Raw genomic sequence first — 18,287 nt, forward strand, 5'->3', positions numbered from 1 at the left:
AACGGCGCGGGCGATCCGACCGTCCGACGGACGGCCCGATCACTCCTATCCCGCCAGCGACACCTCGTCCGGCACCGGGGCACAGCGTCTGAGCAGCTCGTCCATCGACAATCCGAGCGCCCCGGCCAGCGCCGCGACGGTGAAGAAGGCGGGGGTCGGTGCGCGACCCGTCTCGATCTTGCGCAGTGTCTCGGCGGAGATTCCGGCGCTCGCCGCGATCTCGACCATGCTGCGCCGACCGCGCGCCTCACGGAGCAGCGCTCCGAGGCGTTCGCCGCGCAGGCGCTCTTCCGGGGTCAGGGGCGTCCGTACCATGCCGGCATTCTAATACCGCCACGACCGGTATAGTAATTGGCATGGTGCAGCTCAAGACAGACACATCCATCGAAGCGATGCGCGAGACGGGCCGAGTCGTGGCGCACATGCTGACGGCCGCGCGGGAAGCGGCGGCGGTCGGCGTCTCCTTGCGCGAACTCGACGAGGTGGCCCGAAAGGTTCTTCGCGAGGCAGGCGCCGGCTCGCCGTTCCTGAACTACCGGCCTCATTTCGCCCCGACCCCGTTCCCCGCGGTCATCTGCGCGTCGGTCAACGACGCGATCGTGCACGGCATCCCGACCGATCAACGGCTGCGCGACGGCGATCTGGTGAGCATCGACGCGGGCGCGACGCTCGGCGGCTGGGCAGGCGATTCGGCGATCAGTTTCACCGTCGGCCGCGCCCGGCCGGCGGACACCCGGCTGATCGACACGGCGTTCGCGGCGCTGGAGGCGGGCATCGCGGCGGCGGTGGTCGGCAATCGCATCGGCGACATCGCGCACGCCATCGGCACGGTCTGCCGTGCGGCCGGTTACGGCATTCCGGAGGGGTTCGGCGGCCATGGCGTAGGCCGTTCGATGCACGAGGACCCGGCCGTCCCCAACGAGGGACGACCGGGCCGCGGCATGCGGTTGCGGCACGGGATGGTGCTGGCGATCGAGCCGATGCTGATCGCCGGCGGCAGCGACGACTTCTACCCGGACCGGGACGGCTGGACCTTGCGTACGTCCGACGGCAGCCGCGCGGCACATGCCGAGCACACGGTGGCGATCACCGACGACGGCCCGCGCATCCTGACCGCGTTGTGAACGCCTGGTGACCGCGCTCCTTCCGCGTGCCGCCAGGACCTCTCGTTCGGATCACACCGGGCTCCCGTGCCCCGGTGCCGCACCTCGCCGACCCGAATCGATCCGAACTTTCGAACCCGTCCGAACCCGTCCGAACCCGTCCGAACAGAAGACCCTAATTGTTCTGGATGAACTGCTTGGCCAAGGCATCACCGGCGGTGACGGCGGCACTGTGACTCTCGATCGGTGACACCTGGGAGTTCTTGAAGAGTATGTAGGTGACGCCGGAATCGGCGCCGCCGGTCTCCGGGTCGGGGTCGATGCCGAGCGCCTTGGCGGTGGCGTACGACGCTTCACCGATGATCTTGCTGGGACCGGTGTCGCCGACGACGGCGTACTCGACCTTGTTGTTGTAGATGACGGCGACGACGCCACCGCCCTTGATCCCCGCGCTGCTGTAGTTCCAGATGCTGCTGCTGCTCGGCACGACGACGTACGGCAGCTTCTCGGCGCTCAGCGGCTTGTCGCCGGAGGTGTGGAACGCCGTGTCGTCCTGGAACCACGGGTCGGTGTTCGCGTTGCAGGCGGCGGTGATCTCACCGTCGCAGTCGATGTCCATGTCGGCCTTCCAGAACACGGCGCCGTTCTTGCCGCAGACGGGTATGGTCGCCGACGTCTCCTCGTCCGTACGGTACTTGCCGTTGGAGATCTGCGAACACGAGGTGACCTTGGCCAGCAGATCGGCCGCGCTGACGGAACCCTCCTTGATTCCGGCCCCGCCACGGTCGGCGACGCCGGAATCCGCCCGGGGCGCGACGGCGGATACGGCACCCGGGGCCGGACTGGCCTCGGCGGGGGTCAGCGTGGCGGCCGCGAGCAGGGCCGCGCCGGAAGCGGCGGTGAGGGCGAGCGTTCGAGTACGCACAGTGGGGGTGCCCTTCCATTAGGAAACTTTCCTTACCGACGCGGCCAAGATGACCCCTGAGTCATGCCCCCGTCAAGACCACGGGGCCGGCCCACGCGCTATGTACGCGTGGAACCAGCCCCGTACAGACCGTTATTGACTTGTCGTCAGGGACGGCCGCTCGGATTCACGACCATGGCCGAACCCCCACCGCGGCGTACCTTCTCCGCAGCCGCCAGCCACCGTCCGTCCGGCAACCGCTGCACTCCCGTCGCCGCCCCGATCTCCGGGTTCAGCTTGAAGACATGCCCCAGCGCCTCCAGTTGTCCCCGTACCGGACTGTTCCACAGCCCCGGTTCGAGCTCCGTCGTCGCCGAGTTGCGCTGACTGGCGCGCGGCGCCGCGATGGCGTCGACCAGCGGCAGCCCCCGGTCGACCTTGCCGATGAGCGACTGCAGCACGGTCGTGATGATGGTGGCGCCACCCGGCGACCCCAGGGCCAGCACCGGCTCTCCGTGCTTCAGCACGATCGTCGGCGAGATCGACGAGCGCGGACGCTTGCCCGGACCAGGCAGATTCGGGTCGTGGACCGCCGGGTCGGCGGGCGCGAACGAGAAGTCCGTCAGCTCGTTGTTGAGCAGGAAGCCACGTCCCGGGACGGTGATGCCGCTGCCACCGGTCTGCTCGATCGTCAGGGTGTACGCGACGACGTTGCCCCACTTGTCGGCCGTCGTCAGATGGGTGGTGTTCTCGCCCTCGTACGTCGTCGGAGCGGCCTTGCCGCCGGCCCGGCAGTCGACCGGGTGGCGGGGGTCTCCCGGCGCCAGCGGGCTGGTCAGCACCGCGTCGTCCTTGATCAGGCACTCCCGCGAGTCGGCGAACCGCCGGCTGAGGAGCCCCTGCGTCGGTACGTCCTCGAACGCCGGGTCGCCGACCCACCGCCCCCGGTCGGCGAACGCGATCCGGCTCGCCTCGATGTAGCGGTGCAGATACCGCGCCTCGCTCGCCTTCGAAAGGTCTGTGGACTCAAGGATGTTGAGCGCCTCGCCGACACTCGTGCCGCCGGACGAGGAGGGCGCCATGCCGTACACGTCGAGGCCCCGGTAGCCGACCTTCGTCGGAGCCTGCCGCAGCGCCCGGTAGGACCGCAGGTCCTTGGCCGTGAGGTCGCCGGGACGCACGACCCGGGTGGACCGCGGGTCCACCGGCGGGTTGCGCACGGTCCGTACGACGTCCTCGGCCAGCTCGCCCCGGTACAGCTCGTCGACGCCCTTGCGGCCCACCTGCTCGTACGTACGCGCCAGATCGGGATTCTTGAAGACGGAGCCGACCACCGGCAGTTGCCCGCCCGGCAGGAAGAGCTGCCTGGACGCCGGGAAGTCGGCGAACCTCGCCTGATTCCCCTCGGTCTGCGAGCGGAACGTGCTGTCGACGACGAAGCCGTCCCTGGCGAGCCGCTCGGCCGGCTTCAGCACCTGTCGCAGCGATTTGCTGCCCCAGGTGTCGAGCGCGGTGTCCCAGGTGGCCGGGGTGCCGGGGGTGCCCACGCCCAGTCCACTGGTGACGGCGGCGTCGAAGGCGATCGGCTTGCCGTTCTCCAGGAAGAGCGAGGAGTCCGCGCTGCGCGGTGCGGTCTCCCGGCCGTCGATCGTCTCCACGGTATGCTTCCTGGCGTCGTAGTAGACGAAGTAGCCGCCACCGCCGAGACCCGCCGAGTAGGGCTCGGTCACACCGAGCGCGGCCGCGGTCGCCACCGCGGCGTCCACCGCGTTGCCGCCCTTGCGCAGCACCTCGATGCCCGCGGCCGACGCATCCGCGTCGACGCTGGCGACCGCCCCTCCGTACCCCACCGCTACAGGCGACTTGGGGGGTGGCGCGGTCGGTGGTGCGGACGAGGAAGGGGCCGCTGCCCCGACCGTGACGACAGCGGCGAGAACAGCCGACAACGACACACTCCGCGCGACGGAACGTCGCATGCACACCTCCAGTGAAGGATTGTTCGCCGCAGGGTAGCGCCGCTCCGCCCGCCTCGTCAGGACCACCGTGAATCCGCGGATCTCATGCTCTCTGACGTGCCCGCCCATGAGTCAGGAGAGCTCTTCGCACGGCGAACAGGCCGGCGCCCACCGGACGGCAAGGACATGCCCGACGGGCCGAGCGCGGCACGGGCACCCACCACGAGGCATCGCCACGCGCCCGGAAAACCGGTGGAACCGCACTCCCTCGTTCCGTTAGCGTGCTCCCGCCCATAGCCATCCGGTCAAGGACATGCCGTTGTACACCAAGTGAGACCCCTCGAGCGCTGATCCGTCGCGCGACGCACATGTGTGCCGCGCTCCTTTTCGCTGCGGTCTTCTCACTGGAACCGGTGTATTTCTGTGTCCAATACCTGGGTGTTCGCGCCCACCTGCCTGCCCATCGTTCTTTGCCGTTGCCACAGGTGCGCCTCCGAGCGCTGCCGGACGCACGGCACATTCCGCGTCGACGCGAACCACAAGCTCCTCGACGCGTGGCTCCTCGCGCTGCGCACCGAATGCGGGGACGCCACCGAGCCCACTGCCCCGGAACGGATGAACGTCCGTTCCGTGCAACCCGAGCTCCTGGACCTGCTGCACGGCAATGACCCCGGCCTGGTGGCCGAACTGTTCCAGGACCCGGTCGTACGGCGCCGCGACGTCGGCGGCTCGGGTCGAACCGAACGGCCTGCCTGGCAGTCGCCGTACGGTCCACCGCCGCACCGGGCGCACCGCGGCCGGTGGGAGCCCGTGCCGATAGTGGCCAGGCCTCGGGCCGTGCGGCGCGGATACCTGTGCGGCCGGTGCGCGTGATCGCCGACGGCTTCGGCTTTTCGCGAGCCGAGGTCCAAAGACCCCTCGCCGAGGGGAAGCCCATATCCGCCGTGCGCCCGAGCGGCAAGCTCTCCGGCGGCTTCCCCTTCATGCTCGAGCGCTGAGCCCTTCCGGCCCGGGGCCTGTCCGGCACTGTCCGATCCGCCGGACAGGCCCCGGCCTTCGCCTGTCACTTGCGGCACCGTCCGGGTCCTCAGCGGTAACGCGAAAGCGCCTCTTGAGCCGGGACGATGAGGCTGTGTGCTGTTCGGTGTTCCGTGGTGGCTTCACGACGTGCACCGCCTCGACACCATGGTGCTGCCCCAACTCGTCGACGCCGTCGAGGGCGAGACGAGACCGGCGGTTCGGCGGCCGTGGCCCGGACGCACCGGACCACCTCGCCTTCGCGGGCCGCTTGGCGAAACTCGTCCCCGGCGGGCACACTGCCACGGTGTCGACGGCCGCGCCCTCCTCCAGCTTGGAGAACCCGGCCCGCTCGAGCGCCGAACCGACGTCATTCCTGGAGACCGTATGAGCAGCGCCCTTCTCGTGATGGACGTCCAGCGAGCCATCGTGGACATCGCCGACGACGGCTCCGGATACCTGCCGCGCCTGCGCAGGGCGATCGACGGTGCGCGGGCGGCAGACATCCCCGTCATCTACGTGGTCATCGCACTGCGCCCGGGATTTCCGGAAGTCGGCCCGCGCAACAGGGCACTCACCGCCGTCGCGCGCGCCGGGCTCCATGTCGAGGGCGACCCCGGCACCGAGATCCACCCCGATGTCGCGCCCCGGCCGGGCGAGGTGGTGGTCACCAAGAGACGGGCGAGCGCGTTCTCGGGCAGTGACCTCGACGTGGTGCTCAGAGCGCACGGCATCGACAGCCTCGTCCTCACCGGCATCGCCACCAGCGCCGTGGTGCTGCACACCCTGTGCCAGGCCAACGACCTCGACTTCGACCTCACCGTCCTCGCCGACGCCTGCCTGGACACGGACGCCGAGATTCACCGGTTCCTCACCGAGAAGCTGTTCCCGCAGTGGGCGGACGTCGTCACCGTCGACGACTGGCTCAAAGCGACCACCCCCCGTCCGCACACTGGTGAGAGGACAGCCGACGGCAGGTCCGCGGCGACCTGAACCTCCTGGAGTACGTCCGACAGCACTGCTCCATCGGCTGTGCGGGGCAGTGTTTGAAGCTGGACACGCTCTGACACCATGTCCATGCCTTCGCCCGCGTGATCCGCGACAACACCGGTACGAGTACCGCCACTTGGAACCGCGCTGTCCGCGCGACACCCGTTCAGTAGCGTTGGCCGTGATCACGTAACGGCCTGATCCGCTCTGGGCGTCGCTGAGGTGAACGGACGTCCTTGCGTGCTGTCCGGCGGGGCGGACGGCACCACCACGCGGATGTGGGACCTGACGACGTGGATGCGGGACCGGGCGAGCGGGCAGCCCGATCACGGCGCGACGCTCATCGAGGACGGTTTCACGCTCGCCGTCGCCACCACGGTGGTTCACGGCCGCCCCGTCGCCACGACCATCACCGCGGAGTTCGGCAACGACTACGGCACGGTGCGCCTCTGGGACCTGAGCACACGCCGGCAGATCGGTGAATCAATCCCCCATGGTGCGTCTGCGGCCGACGTCATCGAGGTCGACGGCAACCTTGTCGTGGTCGCGGACGGTGAGGACGGAACCCTGCGCCTGTGGGACCCGATGACCGCACGACCGATCGGTGAGCCCCTGGCCGAAGACATCATCGTCAGGGAGCGATCGGTGAACACGACGCTGCTGGACGGGCGCCCCGCCGTCGTTGCTTGCGGGTTGAACAGCACCAAGGCCCATGTGGCGTGGGCGTGGGACTTGGCCGACAGGCGGCAGCTCGGTCCGGACCTCGCGTTCCCGAGTCCGGTCTGGACGACCTCGGCATGGACCGGCAGGTTGGCAGTGGGCTTCGGCGGGGAGGCCGTGGTCCTGTCACGCCAATGACCAGGTGCTACCACACCGCCGAAGCCGGATCGGCTCACTGAGGGTTCGTCACGATCTGTGGGCGGCGGCCGGTGGAGGGCCCGGATGGTGCTGCGCCGCCCCGTTCGATACGAGCTCGTGGCGGGACGGTCGCCGAGGTGGCTTCGGTCGGTCAGACTGCTGTCGGGCCCTGGGGGACCTGCGCTCGCGTGAACCCGTGGCTCCGCTCCACTTTCGCCACATGCAGCGTGTAGCTCTGGTACCACTCGGCTCGCCCGCGCTGTTGCGCCGCGCGGTGCTCGGCGTCGCTCCGCCACTTTGTGAGGGCGTCGGCGTCGCGGAAGTACCCGACGGTGATGCCCAGCCCGCCAGGAGTCTGCGCGTGGTCCATCCCCAGGAACCCGGGGACGTCCTTCACCAGGTCTTCCATACGTGCGTTGGTCTCGCCGTAGCCGCTCTGGTCCTGGGTTCGCACCGCGGTGAAGACAGCCACGTAGTAGGGGGGTTCATAGGCCTCGACGGGCGCGACAGGCGCTTCGGGTTGATCACTCATGGCGCCACCGTAAGGCGGGACGCGCCCGACGATCCAGCGCCTTTCCCGAACGGGATACATGACGGCCCGGTGCACGCCGGCGAGCGGGCTCTTGACCGAAGCCGTCCGAGCTCTCCTCCAACTCCCGGCGACGGCAACGAGGCCAGATGACGTCAGCCCCGAGTGAATGCCTCCCTTGTGATGTCACGCTCCAGGGCGGCGGCCTGGAAACCGTACGTTCTGATGGCCGGCACTTTGATCAGGATGCAGAAACGGTCCAGCGATTCGAGGGAGCGGGCCACGTCACGGTGGTGCCGCTTGAGGTAATGGATGGCTGCCTGGTTCCCCAAAGAACTGTGTCCGCAGATGAGGAAGACCGGGCGGGTGGCCTCCGGCGGCGTGAATTTGGCCACCAGCGTGAATTCCAGGCTGCCCTTCTCGAACAGATACCGGTGACCGCCGACGACGAAGGCCCCCGACTCAGGCCCCTCGCTGTACGGAAGGATGGTGACGCCCGGCAGATGCGCGGCCAGGTGGCCACCCGTACGGATGTTGGCGTCACCGAGCGGGCCACCGATGCAGAACTCCGTCCGGACGTCGTTGCTGCCGCGGAAGTCGTTGCTGGATTCGGTGACGACATCACTGCCGAGCTGGCTGGCCAGTGTCGCCACCTCGATGATGGCGCGGACGTCCTTGCGGTTCGTCGCGTCCGGCAGGTTGTACTTGTTGCCGATGACGATCACGCAGGTCTCCCCCGGCACCACACCGAAGAAGTCCGCCTTGCGCCGTACCACGCGGGACCGCTTGCCGCGTTCCCAGAGCCATACACACGCACCACCGATGAGACTGGTCGCCAGGCCGATCAGCACATTGACGATCACCGAAAGGATTGCTGCCCCCTTGCCCCGATGCCCCGATGCCCCTGGAGGGACGCGGCCTCCGCCTCCGAGATCATTCACCACGCACCCGGTCGTGGCAACCATCGGTGACTTGCTGCGGCTGACGACCCACCGCGCCTTGCGCGGACTGCCGGACCGGGCCAACGGTCCGTCAACTCCCTGGCGTACGGGCCCGATGTGGTGGAGATCGTCGCCGTTGCGACGCCGGCCGCGCAGGCTCCCGTCCCGGCGCCGCGCAATTCGCTCCGGGCGACGGGCCGATACCGGCCCCATGGACCGGGCGGGCGTCAGACGGAGCAGTGGGCCGGCCCGACGACACCGTCGGTGCCGATCACCTTCACCGCCGCACCCCGGTCCGCGGTACGGGCCTGGGCGGCCGTGCAGATCAGCTGCTGCCGGGCGATCTCGGAGAGTTCCGTGACGGCTGTGCTCAGCCGGACCGTCACCCCGTCCGGCCCCAGAGTCAGACCCAGTGTCCGGATGTACGGCAGTTCGGTGCGCAGCCCGGCGTCGGCCTCGGCCTTGGTGGGGCCGTCGAAGAGCATGGCCAAGGCCTTGTCGGATCCGCGCCACACGCGCATCGTGCCCCCGGTGCCGGCGTCGCCTGCCGTCGTCAGGTCGACCTGCCGCACCACCGGCATCAGCCGGCTCGCGGAGGACGAGGACACGAAGTAGAGGAGCGTGCCCGCCGGGCCGCCCGGCGCCACGTCCACCGTCGCCGGGTCGCCGACCTCGACGACATCCGTCGCCTGTATCCCGCATCCGGCCACCGTCAGCACGAAGGGCAGCAGGAGGCGGAGGGCTCGTGCGCCTCTCACTGCCCCTCCAGCGGCAGTTCCACGGTGAGGACCGCGCCGCCTCCGGGCTCGTTGGCCGCGTGCACGGTACCGCCGTGCAGCCGCACGTTCTCCTGAGTGATCGCCAGACCGAGCCCGCTGCCCGCCGAACGGGTGCGGGCCGCGTCGGCCTTGTAGAACCGGTCGAAGATGTGCGGGAGCACTGCCGGGTCGATACCCGGTCCGTTGTCCGCGACTTCGGTCACCAGCCAGGTGGTCGCGCCCCGCGATTCGGTCCGCAGCCGTACGGTGACGGGCCGCGCACCGTGCCGGAGGGCATTTCCCACGAGGTTGGCGACGACGACGTCGAATCGACGCGGGTCGAGCAGCGCCCTCACTCCGTCGGGAAGTTCGGTGTCCACCCTGTTCTCCCAGTGCCTGCTCTGCAGGGTCTTGCGGATCGTCTCGGCGACATCGACCTCGTCGAGATGCAGATCCGCCGCCTTCGCGTCGAAGCGGGAGATCTCCATCAGATCCTCGACGAGGGTGGCGAGCTTCCCCGTCTCGGCGCTGATCAGCCGGACGGCCGCCGCGGTGTCGGAGTTCAGCTGGGCGGCGTCCTCGTCGAGCACCTCGGTGACGGCGAGCATACCGGCGAGCGGGGTGCGCAGTTCGTGCGAGACGTCCGAGGCGAAGCGTCTGGCCCGCGCCTCCGCCCGCCGCAGCTCCTCCACCGACTCCTGGAGCTTTGTCGAGGACTCGTTGAACGTCCAGGCGAGTTCGGCCAGTTCGTCGGAGCCCCGGACCTCGATACGGGTGTCGAGCTCGCCCCGGCCGATGCCCGCCGCCGCCCGCCGCAGATCGCGTACCGGGCGCAGCACGCTGCGGGCGGCGAGCAGGGCGGGCACCAGCGCGATCAGAAGTGCGGGCAGGGCGCCGTCGCGGGCCGCGGTGACCATGGCCTTGACATTGGCCTCCTCGGTGGTCAGCGGTATCACGGCGTAGAGGAAGAGCCCGGTGGGCTGGCGTCCGTCGCCCCGGTCGAACAGAGCGGGCATCCCGACGGTCAGCCAGGGCCTGCCGTCCTTGACGACCCGTTGGAAGGAGCCGCTCGCGTTGCCGCGGACGGCGTCGCGCAGTGCGGGGGTGATCACGTTGGAGGTGGGCCGGTCCGACGAGGAGACCCGGATCTTCCCGTACTCGGCGAAGACGCGGGTCTGCGGCTTGCCCTCCCTGGCGAGATGCTGGCAGTTTCGCCGCAGTTGTTCCTCGTCCACGGGCAGGGTCACGGCCAGCGCGGCGATCCGGTCGCGGAACTGGTCGACGGCCGTGTCCTGGGCCTGTTGGAGGATGGCGGAGCGGGCCTCGCGGTAGGTCAGGGTCGCGGTGGTGACGGCACTGATCGCCGCGACCAGGAGGAAGGCGGCTATGAGGCGGGTCCGCAGTCCGAACCGGGCGGCGAAGAGCTTCATGCGAGCGGCCCGAAGCGGTAGCCGAAGCCGCGGACGGTCTGGATGTAGCGCGGGCTGCCCGCCACGTCCTCGATCTTCTGTCTCAGCCGCCGCACGCAGGCGTCGACCAGTCGGGCGTCTCCGTGGTAGCTGTGCTCCCAGACGCATTCGAGGAGTTGCTGCCTGCTGAACACCTGCTCGGGCGAGGCCGAGAGGTGGAGCAGCAGCTTCAGTTCCGAGGGCGCCAGGAGGAGCCGCTCCCCCGCCTTGGCGACCGAGAGCCCGGTGCGGTCGACGACGAGTTCGCCGTGGTGTTCGAGGCCGCTGCGTCCCGCGGGCTCGGCGAGCCTGCGCAGTACGGCACGGATCCTGGCCTCGATCACCTCGGTGCGGGCGGGTTTGACGATGTAGTCGTCGGCCCCGGCCTCCAGACCGACGACCACGTCGAAGTCGTCGCCGCGCGCCGTGAGCATGATGATCGGCAGCTGACTGGTCTCCCGGACCCGTCGGCAGACCTGGACCCCGTTCATTCCGGGGAGCATCAGGTCGAGGAGCACCAGATCGGGCCGGAACTCTCCCAGCGCGGCCAGCCCCGCCTCACCGGTCTCGACGGCCCGCAGTTCATGGCCGCGCCGCCGCAGCCCCAGCTCGACCCCTTCCCGTACGGAGGGGTCGTCTTCGATCAGCAACACGCGAGGCATGGCAGCAGTATCCCAGCGATCAAGGAGTGAATTCGAACCGATGAGCGGGCCGTGCGCCCGGCGGATCAGGCCCGCCGCAGCCGCCCGCGGCCCGCCGCGATCAGGGCGCTGATCTCCCGCAGCCGGAGCGGCCGGGCCAGCAGCGCGACCGTGAGCAGCAGTACGGCGGTCCCCGCACCCACCGCCGCGAAGTCACCGAATCCCTCGCAGGCGCGAGCGGCCAGATATCCCAGCAGCCCGGCGGGCACACTCGCCACCACCAGTCGCAGCTGCGCCCACAGGCCGGCCGAGCGCAGCAGCGAGGGCCGGGCGGCCGCGCCGGCGCAGACCCTGCGGTGCAGCACGTACGCGGTGACGCCGAAGCCGGCGAACAGTGCCACCGAGTACGCCCCGGCCATGCCGGTCACGGCCCAGCGGACCGGCAGCAGCAGATACGCGACGACACAGAGTCCGGCGTTGAGCGCCGCGATGACCAGATTGAGGAGGAACGGCGTGCGGGTGTCGCTCATCGCGTAGAACGCGCGGGAGAGCACGTACTGCCCGGAGTAGGCGATCAGCCCCGGCGCGAACGCCGTCATCATCCCCGCCATGGCCGTGATGTCCGCGGCGTCGGTGCGCCCGTATCCGTACACGGCCCCCATCACCCACGGCGCCAGCGCGCACAGCACGGCCACGGCGGGCACCACGACCGCGGCCGAGGTGCGCAACGCGTACGAGACGTCGCGCCGCAGACCCGTCAGGTCGCCGTCGGCAGCCGACCGGCTCATCCGGGGCATCAGCGCCGTGACGAGGGAGACGGTCACGATGCCGTGCGGCACCACCCAGAGCTGATAGGCGTAGCTGTACGCGGTGTAGCCGACGCCGCCCGACACGTGCTGTTCGGCGGCATGCTGGCCGGTGGCGGTGGAGAGCCGGGTGACCACCCAGTAGGCGATCTGGTTGGTCAGCACGAGCATGACGAGCCAGCCTGCCGCGCGCAGCGGTCGGGTGAGACCGCTGCCGCGCCAGTCGAACCGCGGTCGCCAGCGGAACTTCGCGGCCCGCAGCGCGGGCACCAGGGCGAGCGTCTGCACCGCGATCCCGGCGGTGGTTCCCCAGCCGAGCCACCCGGCCTGCGCCGAGGTCAACGTACCGTCGGAGCCCGTCGCCACGCCGAGATAGATCCCGAACACGGCGATGATCACCAGGTTGTTGAGGACCGGGGTCCACATCATCGCGCCGAACCGGTCGCGGGCGTTGAGTACTTGGCCGAGCAGGGTGAACAGTCCGTAGAAAAGGATCTGCGGCAGGCAGTAGCGGGCCAGGGCGATGGTGAGATCGGCCTGTTCGCCGTGGTAGTCGGGGGCGTAGACCGAGACGATCCACGGTGCGCCGACGACCGTCAGCGCGGTGAGGGCGAGGAGCCCGATGGTGCAGAGGGTGAGCAGCCGGTCGGTGTACGCGGCTCCGCCGTCGGCATGGTTCCTGGCGGCCCGGACCAGCTCCGGGACGAAGACGGCGTTGAGCGCGCCGCCGATGAGCAGCGTGTAGAGGATGTTGGGCACGGTGTTGGCGACGGTGTAGCCGTCGGCCTGGAGTCCGGTGCCGAGCGCGGCGACGACGACCGCCGAGCGTACGAAGCCGGTCGCCCGGGAGACGACGGAGCCGGACGCCATGACGGCGCCGCTGCGCAGCACCGAGCCGGATGTGCGTTCCGCGGTCTTCGAGGCCGCCTCGGTGGCCGTCATCGGCGCGCCAGGTATGCCTGGAACGCACGGTACAAGGTGTTGTTGGCGGCTCCGCCCACCGATGTCTCCCACTCTCCGAGGGTCTCGACGACCTGGCCTCCGGTGCCGAGCTTCCAACGGAGCAGCCCGAAGGGGCGGTCGTCGGGGTCAAGGGTGGAGGGTACCCCGCGCATGTCATGCACATCGGCACCGAGCTCATGGGCGTCGAGCATCATCTTCCACTGCAACGCGTTGCTGGGACGGACCTCGCGGCGGTGGTCGGCGGAGGCGCCGGTCTGGTACCAGACGCGCCGACCGGTGCTGATCATGGTGTGGGCGGCCAGGATCTCGCCCTGGTGGACGGCGAGGTAGAGCCTCATCCGGCCGGGCCGCTCGGCGTTGAGCACGGCGTACTGCCGCTGGTAGTACGCGAGGGAGCGGCCGAGCCGGAAGCCGTCGCGCTCCTCGGTGATCCTCAGCAGCCGGTGGAATTCGGGGAGTTCGGCCTCGCTGCCGATGACGATCCGCACCCCGGCCTTCTGGGCCCTGCGGACGTTGCGGCGCCATTCCTGGTTGAGTCCCGACCACAGTTCGTCGGGGGTCCGCCCGGCGAGCGGGACCCGGAAGACGTAGCGCGGCTGCGCGTCGGCGTCCTCTCCCCCGTCGCCGCCGCAGCGGCGCCAGCCGCGGGCCCGGAGCCGTTCGGCGACGGCGGTGCCGAGCGGGTCCACCTCGGTGGCGAGCACGTCGCCGATCCTCCGGCCGGGGCCGGTGGCCGCCTTGAGGCGGGCGGTGTCCCAACGGCGGTACGCGGGTGAGGGACCGATCCGGACGGCGAAGGCACCCGCCTTGCGCAGATGGGCCACGAGCGGTCGCAGCCAGCGGTCCATGTCGGGATCGGCCCAGTCGGCCACCGGGCCCTCGGGCAGATAGGCGAAGTACTTGCGGGTTCCCGGGAATTGCCGGTAGAGCACCAGCGCGGCCCCGGCCAGTTCGCCGAGATCGCTGTGCCAGCCGACCGTTTCCGAGGTCCACTGGTCCTTCACCCCGGCCCAGGACGGATACTGCAGAAAGCTCGCCTCCGTGCGGGTGGCGACGAATGCCCGGTGCTCGGCGGCGGTCAGGCCGCGTATCCGTAGCTCCTGGTCGCGGCTGCGGTCCCCGGTCGCGAGCAGTGCTGACATGTTCGTGGCCCTCCCTGGTCCGCCCCGCTGTCGGCTCCGCAGGGCTGCACAGGATGCTCACAGCGGTCCGTGACGGAGCCGCGCGGCGTATGTGACCGGACGATGACCGTTGTGCTGCGGTCCATGTCACACAGAGGATTTCCTGGTTTTCGGCCGATTTGTGGAACCTATCGTCGGTGGTAACGCCTCTTCACCAATGAGAAGCAATGCCTTGGAGGTTTCCGTTGTTCTCCGCACGTCGGCGCACACGCCGTACCGCCCCGCTCGTCCGCCCGGTCCGGCTCACCCTGATCGCCGGCACCACCGTGCTCGGCGCCACGCTCACCGCCTGTTCCGGCGCCTCCGCGTCGGACTCGGGCAAGGGGGCGACCGGGGTCGCACCGGCGCACGACACCAAAATCTCGGTGAACCTGAAGGGCACCGGGGCCGCTCCCGGCGAGCCGGTGAAGGTGACCCTGGGCGCCGGAAAGCTGAAGACGGTCACGGTGAAGGCGACCGGGGGCGACGCGCTCACCGGCCGGATATCCGCCGACGGCAGGACCTGGACATCGGACCGGCCGGCCGCGCCCGGCACCACGTACAGCGTCGAGGCGAAGGACACCGAGGGCGGCAGCGACAAGGCCGGCTTCACCACCTCGGCGGCCGAGAAGGTCAACAAGCTGACGCTGGCCCCCGGCAAGAACACCACGGTCGGCATCGCCCAGCCGCTGTCGATCGTCTTCGACAACCCGGTGAAGGACAGGGCCGCGGTGGAGAAGGCCCTGAAGGTCTCCACCTCGAACAACACCGAGGGCTCCTGGGGCTGGCTGCAGGACTACTCCGGCAAGGACCGCGTCGACTGGCGGCCCAAGGAGTACTGGAAGCCCGGTACGAAGGTGACGCTCGACGCCGACCTCAACGGCATCGACTCGGGCCCGTCCGGCGGCTGGTTCGTCCGCGACTACCGGACCACCTTCGCGATCGGCGCCGACCAGGTGGTCAAGGTCGACCTCGACCGTCACCGGCTGGCGCTGAAGAGGGACGGAAAGACCGTCATGGACGTGCCCATGTCGGCCGGCACTCCGGGCGGCGAGAAGGCGTCCTGGCGCGGCACGGCCGTGCTGATGGCCAAGGAGGGCACGATCAACATGCGCTCCGAGACGGTCGGCCTGGGCGATGCCTACGACAAGATGGTCGACTCGTCGATGCGGCTGACCTGGTCTGGGATGTACGCCCACGCGGCACCGTGGAACGCCGCCTACTTCGGTGTGGCCAACCACAGTTCGGGCTGTGTCGGCATGAGTGACGCCAACGCCGCTTCGCTGTACCGGCAGGTGCGGGTCGGCGACCCGTTCGAGATCACCGGCGCCGACGCCAAGGGCACGGTCGCGGAGGGCAACGGATACGGGGCGTGGAATGTGAGCTGGACCGACTGGCAGGCGAAGAGTGCGCTGAAGTGAGCCGCACGGGCGCGTCGCGTCACGGACCCCGCAACCGGGGACCACTGCGGACGTCTGCCGGGTCCTTCTTCCCCGCGGGAACCGTCCGAGCCGTTGCCTCCCCCTCCGCACTTCGGGCGGGGGCGGGAAGGCAACGGCACCGAGGACGTCCCGGACGGTCAACGATTCGCCACGTCGATCGACGCCGTCGGCCGCCGTACATCGAGCACGGCCCGGCCGGCACGCAGCTGACCTTCTTCTCGCCCATGGACGACCCGTCGCACGGATCCGTCGTCCTGCGCGAGAAGTGATCACCGGCTGCTGCCGGGCGGGCACCACTCCTCGGGACCGCTTCGCGGCGGATCCCGGCTACTGCACTCCCGGCAGCAGCGTTCCTGGTTCGGCCGGTGCGACCTCCACGGCCTTCGTCTTCGGATTGCGCCGCTCCTGCTTCGCCACCCAGGTCGCGAACCAGGAGAGCAGCATGCACATCCCGATGTAGATCGGCGAGATCACCATCACCACGGGGATGAAGGGAAGATCGTAGTCGAGATTGGAGGCGATGAGCTTGCCCGCGTGGAGGAATTCCTCATAGGTGATCAGATAGCCGAGCGAGGTGTCCTTGAGTGCCACCACCAGCTGGCTGATGATCGTGGGCAGCATGGCGCGCACCGCCTGCGGGGCCAGTACGTAAGTGGTGACCTGCGTCTTGCGCAGCCCCAGCGCGTACGCGGCCTCGCGCTGGCCCCGATCCACCGAGTTGATTCCGGTACGGAACACCTCGGCCAGCACAGAGCCGTTGTACAGCGTCAGACCGGTGACCAGCGCGGGCAGCGGCTGCACCTTCAGCGCCACGAAGATGAAGAAGATCATCACCAGTACGGGCATCGCCCGGAAGAACTCGACCAGGAGCGTCGAGATCCAGCGCACGGCCCGGTGGACGGACAGGCGTCCGACGGCGAGCACCGCCCCGAGGACGAGGGAGAGCACCGCGGCGTACGCGAACGCCTTGAGGGTGTTTCCCAGTCCGCGCAGCAACAGCTCCTGAATGCCCTTGTACTCGAAGGGGGTCCACTTGGCGGTGGTGAACTGTTCGGTGCCGAAGAGCAGATGGACGATCCAGCCCACCAACGCCAGGATCAGTGCCGTCGAGACGATCCCGTAGACACGGTGGCGTCTGCGCGTGACCGGTCCCGGGATGTCGTAGAGCGCGGTGGCGGACGGCGGGGTGCGGGTGGTCATCGGGCGACTCCCCAGCGCTTCTCCATCATGTGGAAGAGCGCACTGATGGACAGGGTGATGATCAGGTAGCCGACGGCGATCCAGACGAAGGTCCAGATGATGCTGTACCCCAGCTCGTTGAGGGTCTTGTAGGTGCCGAGCAGTTCGGTGACGCTGAACGCCCCGGCGATCGCCGAGTTCTTGGCGAGGGCGATCAGTGTCGAGCCGATCGGTGGGATCACCGACCGGAACGCCTGCGGCAGCACGATGTGGTTCAGCGTCTGGCCGAACGTCATGCCGAGGCTGCGGGCCGCCTCGCCCTGCCCCGTCGGCACGGTGTTGATGCCGGAGCGCAGCACCTCGCAGATGAACGCGGAGGTGTAGCAGCCGAGGGCCAGGACGGCGAAGACCTTGAAGGGAAGCACCAGTCCGAAGCGCGGCAGTCCGAGCAGGACGGCGAAGAAGAGCAGCGTCAGCGGGGTGTTGCGCAGCACCGTCACCCAGACCGTGCCGAGCACCCGGAGCGAACCCACGGGAGCCACCCGGCAGGAGGCCATGAGGAAGCCGAGGAGCAGGGCCAGGATCGAGGAGTAGACGGTCAGCTCGACCGTGCCGAGGAAGCCCTTGCCGTAGAGCGAGAAATTCTGCGTGAGCACGTCCATGTCGGTCCCCGCCCTCTCAGGTCGCCGGGTAGCGGTCGATGGGCGGCGGGGTCGGCGCGGGCACTCCGGACAGACCGAGTGTGGCCTCGAACGCCTTCTTCCAGTTGCCGTTCTTCTGGTTCGCCTCCAGGGCGTCGTCCAGGGCGAACCGCAACGCGTTGTCGCTGCGCGGGACGCCGATGCCGTACGGCTCCTGGGAGAAGGGCTTGCCCACCACCTTCAGCTCCTTGGGCGCCTTGGCAGCGAAACCCAGCAGGATCGCGTCATCGGTGGTGACGGCGTCGACCTGGTAGGTCAGCAGGTTGTCGACGCAGATCGAGTACGTGTCGTAGGCGACCAGGATCGCCCTCGGGTAGTCGGCGGCGATGCGCTGGTACGGGGTCGATCCGGCCGCCGAGCAGACGGTCCTGCCGGCCAGGTCCTGCGGGCCGTGGATGTCGTGCTCGTCGGTGCGTACGAGCAGCGACTGTCCGGCCATGAAGTAGGGACCCGCGAAGCCGACGAGTTTCTTGCGCATGTCGTTGATGGTGTAGGTGCCGACGTAGTAGTCGATCTGACCGTTCTGCAGCGCCGTCTCGCGGTTGGCGGAGGCGATGGTCCTGAAACGGATCGTCTTCGGCTCGAAGCCGAGCGAGGCCGCCATCATCTTGGCGATCTCGATGTCGAAGCCTGAGTAGACGCCGGTGGCCGGGTCCTTCTCGCCGAGGTAGGGCTGGTCCTCCTTGGCCCCGACCCGGAGGTATCCCCGCTTCTTCGCCTTCGTCCAGGTCGGTGATGCGGGCAGCCGGAAGCCCGTGTCGACCTGGTACACGGGCAACTGATCGGCTTTCGGGCCCTTCACCGGCGGGCTGCCCTCCTTGCCGCAGGCGGCGGCGAGCACGGCCAGCAGGAGACCGGCGCAGACGGCCAGGACCTTTCTCGTACGCAACAG

At 69.3% G+C, this 18,287-nt stretch carries 17 protein-coding genes and 1 pseudogene; 5 read left to right on the forward strand and 13 right to left on the reverse strand.

The features are described 5' to 3' along the window. Window positions 1–45 precede the first annotated feature (45 nt). Complete coding sequence (locus ACIQCZ_RS14095; protein WP_402282315.1) at window positions 46–315, reverse strand: helix-turn-helix domain-containing protein; 270 nt, start codon at window positions 313–315, stop codon at window positions 46–48. 41 nt (window positions 316–356) lie between these two features. Between ACIQCZ_RS14095 and map the strand changes: the two genes are divergently transcribed. Further along, complete coding sequence (gene map / locus ACIQCZ_RS14100; RefSeq protein ID WP_402282316.1) at window positions 357–1,124, forward strand: type I methionyl aminopeptidase; 768 nt, start codon at window positions 357–359, stop codon at window positions 1,122–1,124. 154 nt (window positions 1,125–1,278) lie between these two features. Here map and ACIQCZ_RS14105 read toward each other — a convergent pair whose 3' ends face one another. Together ACIQCZ_RS14105 and ggt are read right to left on the reverse strand one after the other, a co-directional pair. Then, window positions 1,279–2,028 carry a glycoside hydrolase family 75 protein gene (locus tag ACIQCZ_RS14105; protein ID WP_402282317.1) on the reverse strand — a complete coding sequence of 250 codons (750 nt, stop codon included), beginning with the start codon at window positions 2,026–2,028 and terminating at the stop codon, window positions 1,279–1,281. Between the two features lie 146 nt (window positions 2,029–2,174). After that, window positions 2,175–3,983: a gamma-glutamyltransferase gene (gene ggt / locus ACIQCZ_RS14110; RefSeq protein WP_402282319.1), complete on the reverse strand. Its 1,809-nt coding sequence runs from the start codon at window positions 3,981–3,983 to the stop codon at window positions 2,175–2,177. Window positions 3,984–4,385: 402 nt separating this feature from the next. Between ggt and ACIQCZ_RS14115 the strand changes: the two are divergent. The 3 genes and pseudogenes from ACIQCZ_RS14115 (at window position 4,386) to ACIQCZ_RS14125 (ending at window position 6,827) form a co-directional block, all read left to right on the forward strand. Next, window positions 4,386–4,960: pseudogene (locus ACIQCZ_RS14115) on the forward strand (DUF1062 domain-containing protein). A gap of 406 nt (window positions 4,961–5,366) precedes the next feature. Further along, window positions 5,367–5,972: a cysteine hydrolase family protein gene (locus ACIQCZ_RS14120; RefSeq protein WP_402282320.1), complete on the forward strand. Its 606-nt coding sequence runs from the start codon at window positions 5,367–5,369 to the stop codon at window positions 5,970–5,972. A 219-nt stretch (window positions 5,973–6,191) separates the two neighbouring features. Further along, window positions 6,192–6,827, forward strand: a complete 636-nt coding sequence (locus ACIQCZ_RS14125; RefSeq protein ID WP_402282322.1) for a hypothetical protein — start codon at window positions 6,192–6,194, stop codon at window positions 6,825–6,827. A 151-nt stretch (window positions 6,828–6,978) separates the two neighbouring features. Here the strand turns inward: ACIQCZ_RS14125 and ACIQCZ_RS14130 are convergent, their stop codons facing one another. The 7 genes from ACIQCZ_RS14130 to ACIQCZ_RS14160 all read right to left on the reverse strand — a co-directional run bounded on the left by ACIQCZ_RS14130 (window position 6,979) and on the right by ACIQCZ_RS14160 (window position 14,055). Then, on the reverse strand, window positions 6,979–7,359 hold the full coding sequence (locus ACIQCZ_RS14130; RefSeq protein ID WP_402282323.1) for an antibiotic biosynthesis monooxygenase family protein: 381 nt from the start codon (window positions 7,357–7,359) through the stop codon (window positions 6,979–6,981). Between the two features lie 152 nt (window positions 7,360–7,511). Continuing rightward, the gene (locus tag ACIQCZ_RS14135; protein ID WP_402282325.1) at window positions 7,512–8,219 is read right to left on the reverse strand and encodes a hypothetical protein; all 708 of its coding nucleotides are present in this window, start codon (window positions 8,217–8,219) and stop codon (window positions 7,512–7,514) included. Between the two features lie 305 nt (window positions 8,220–8,524). Further along, window positions 8,525–9,055, reverse strand: coding sequence for a hypothetical protein (locus ACIQCZ_RS14140; protein WP_402282326.1), 531 nt, complete (start codon window positions 9,053–9,055; stop codon window positions 8,525–8,527). Beyond that, window positions 9,052–10,485: an ATP-binding protein gene (locus tag ACIQCZ_RS14145; RefSeq protein WP_402282327.1), complete on the reverse strand. Its 1,434-nt coding sequence runs from the start codon at window positions 10,483–10,485 to the stop codon at window positions 9,052–9,054. The genes ACIQCZ_RS14140 and ACIQCZ_RS14145 overlap by 4 nt, the downstream gene beginning before the upstream one ends. Beyond that, a complete protein-coding gene (locus ACIQCZ_RS14150; protein ID WP_376216796.1) occupies window positions 10,482–11,165 on the reverse strand; it encodes a response regulator in 684 nt (227 codons plus the stop codon). Before ACIQCZ_RS14150 ends, ACIQCZ_RS14145 begins: the two co-directional genes overlap by 4 nt. A gap of 65 nt (window positions 11,166–11,230) precedes the next feature. Further along, window positions 11,231–12,892: a murein biosynthesis integral membrane protein MurJ gene (gene murJ, locus ACIQCZ_RS14155; RefSeq protein WP_402282328.1), complete on the reverse strand. Its 1,662-nt coding sequence runs from the start codon at window positions 12,890–12,892 to the stop codon at window positions 11,231–11,233. Then, window positions 12,889–14,055 carry a lipid II:glycine glycyltransferase FemX gene (locus ACIQCZ_RS14160; protein WP_402282330.1) on the reverse strand — a complete coding sequence of 389 codons (1,167 nt, stop codon included), beginning with the start codon at window positions 14,053–14,055 and terminating at the stop codon, window positions 12,889–12,891. The genes murJ and ACIQCZ_RS14160 overlap by 4 nt, the downstream gene beginning before the upstream one ends. Window positions 14,056–14,279: 224 nt before the next feature. Between ACIQCZ_RS14160 and ACIQCZ_RS14165 the strand changes: the two genes are divergently transcribed. Beyond that, complete coding sequence (locus tag ACIQCZ_RS14165) at window positions 14,280–15,494, forward strand: Ig-like domain-containing protein (protein WP_402282918.1); 1,215 nt, start codon at window positions 14,280–14,282, stop codon at window positions 15,492–15,494. A gap of 348 nt (window positions 15,495–15,842) precedes the next feature. On the opposite strand, the gene ACIQCZ_RS14170 is transcribed toward ACIQCZ_RS14165, so the two are convergent. From ACIQCZ_RS14170 to ACIQCZ_RS14180, 3 genes are read right to left on the reverse strand one after another with little or no spacing between them, the layout of a single operon-like run. Continuing rightward, window positions 15,843–16,715 carry an amino acid ABC transporter permease gene (locus ACIQCZ_RS14170; protein ID WP_402282331.1) on the reverse strand — a complete coding sequence of 291 codons (873 nt, stop codon included), beginning with the start codon at window positions 16,713–16,715 and terminating at the stop codon, window positions 15,843–15,845. After that, window positions 16,712–17,356, reverse strand: a complete 645-nt coding sequence (locus tag ACIQCZ_RS14175) for an amino acid ABC transporter permease (protein WP_376216788.1) — start codon at window positions 17,354–17,356, stop codon at window positions 16,712–16,714. The genes ACIQCZ_RS14170 and ACIQCZ_RS14175 overlap by 4 nt, the downstream gene beginning before the upstream one ends. 16 nt (window positions 17,357–17,372) lie before the next feature. Continuing rightward, entirely contained in the window at window positions 17,373–18,284 is a 912-nt protein-coding gene (locus tag ACIQCZ_RS14180; protein ID WP_402282333.1) for a glutamate ABC transporter substrate-binding protein, read from the reverse strand. Window positions 18,285–18,287: the final 3 nt, after the last annotated feature.

The sequence above is a fragment of the Streptomyces sp. NPDC093149 genome (assembly GCF_044754145.1).
Taxonomy (GTDB): Bacteria; Actinomycetota; Actinomycetes; order Streptomycetales; family Streptomycetaceae; genus Streptomyces.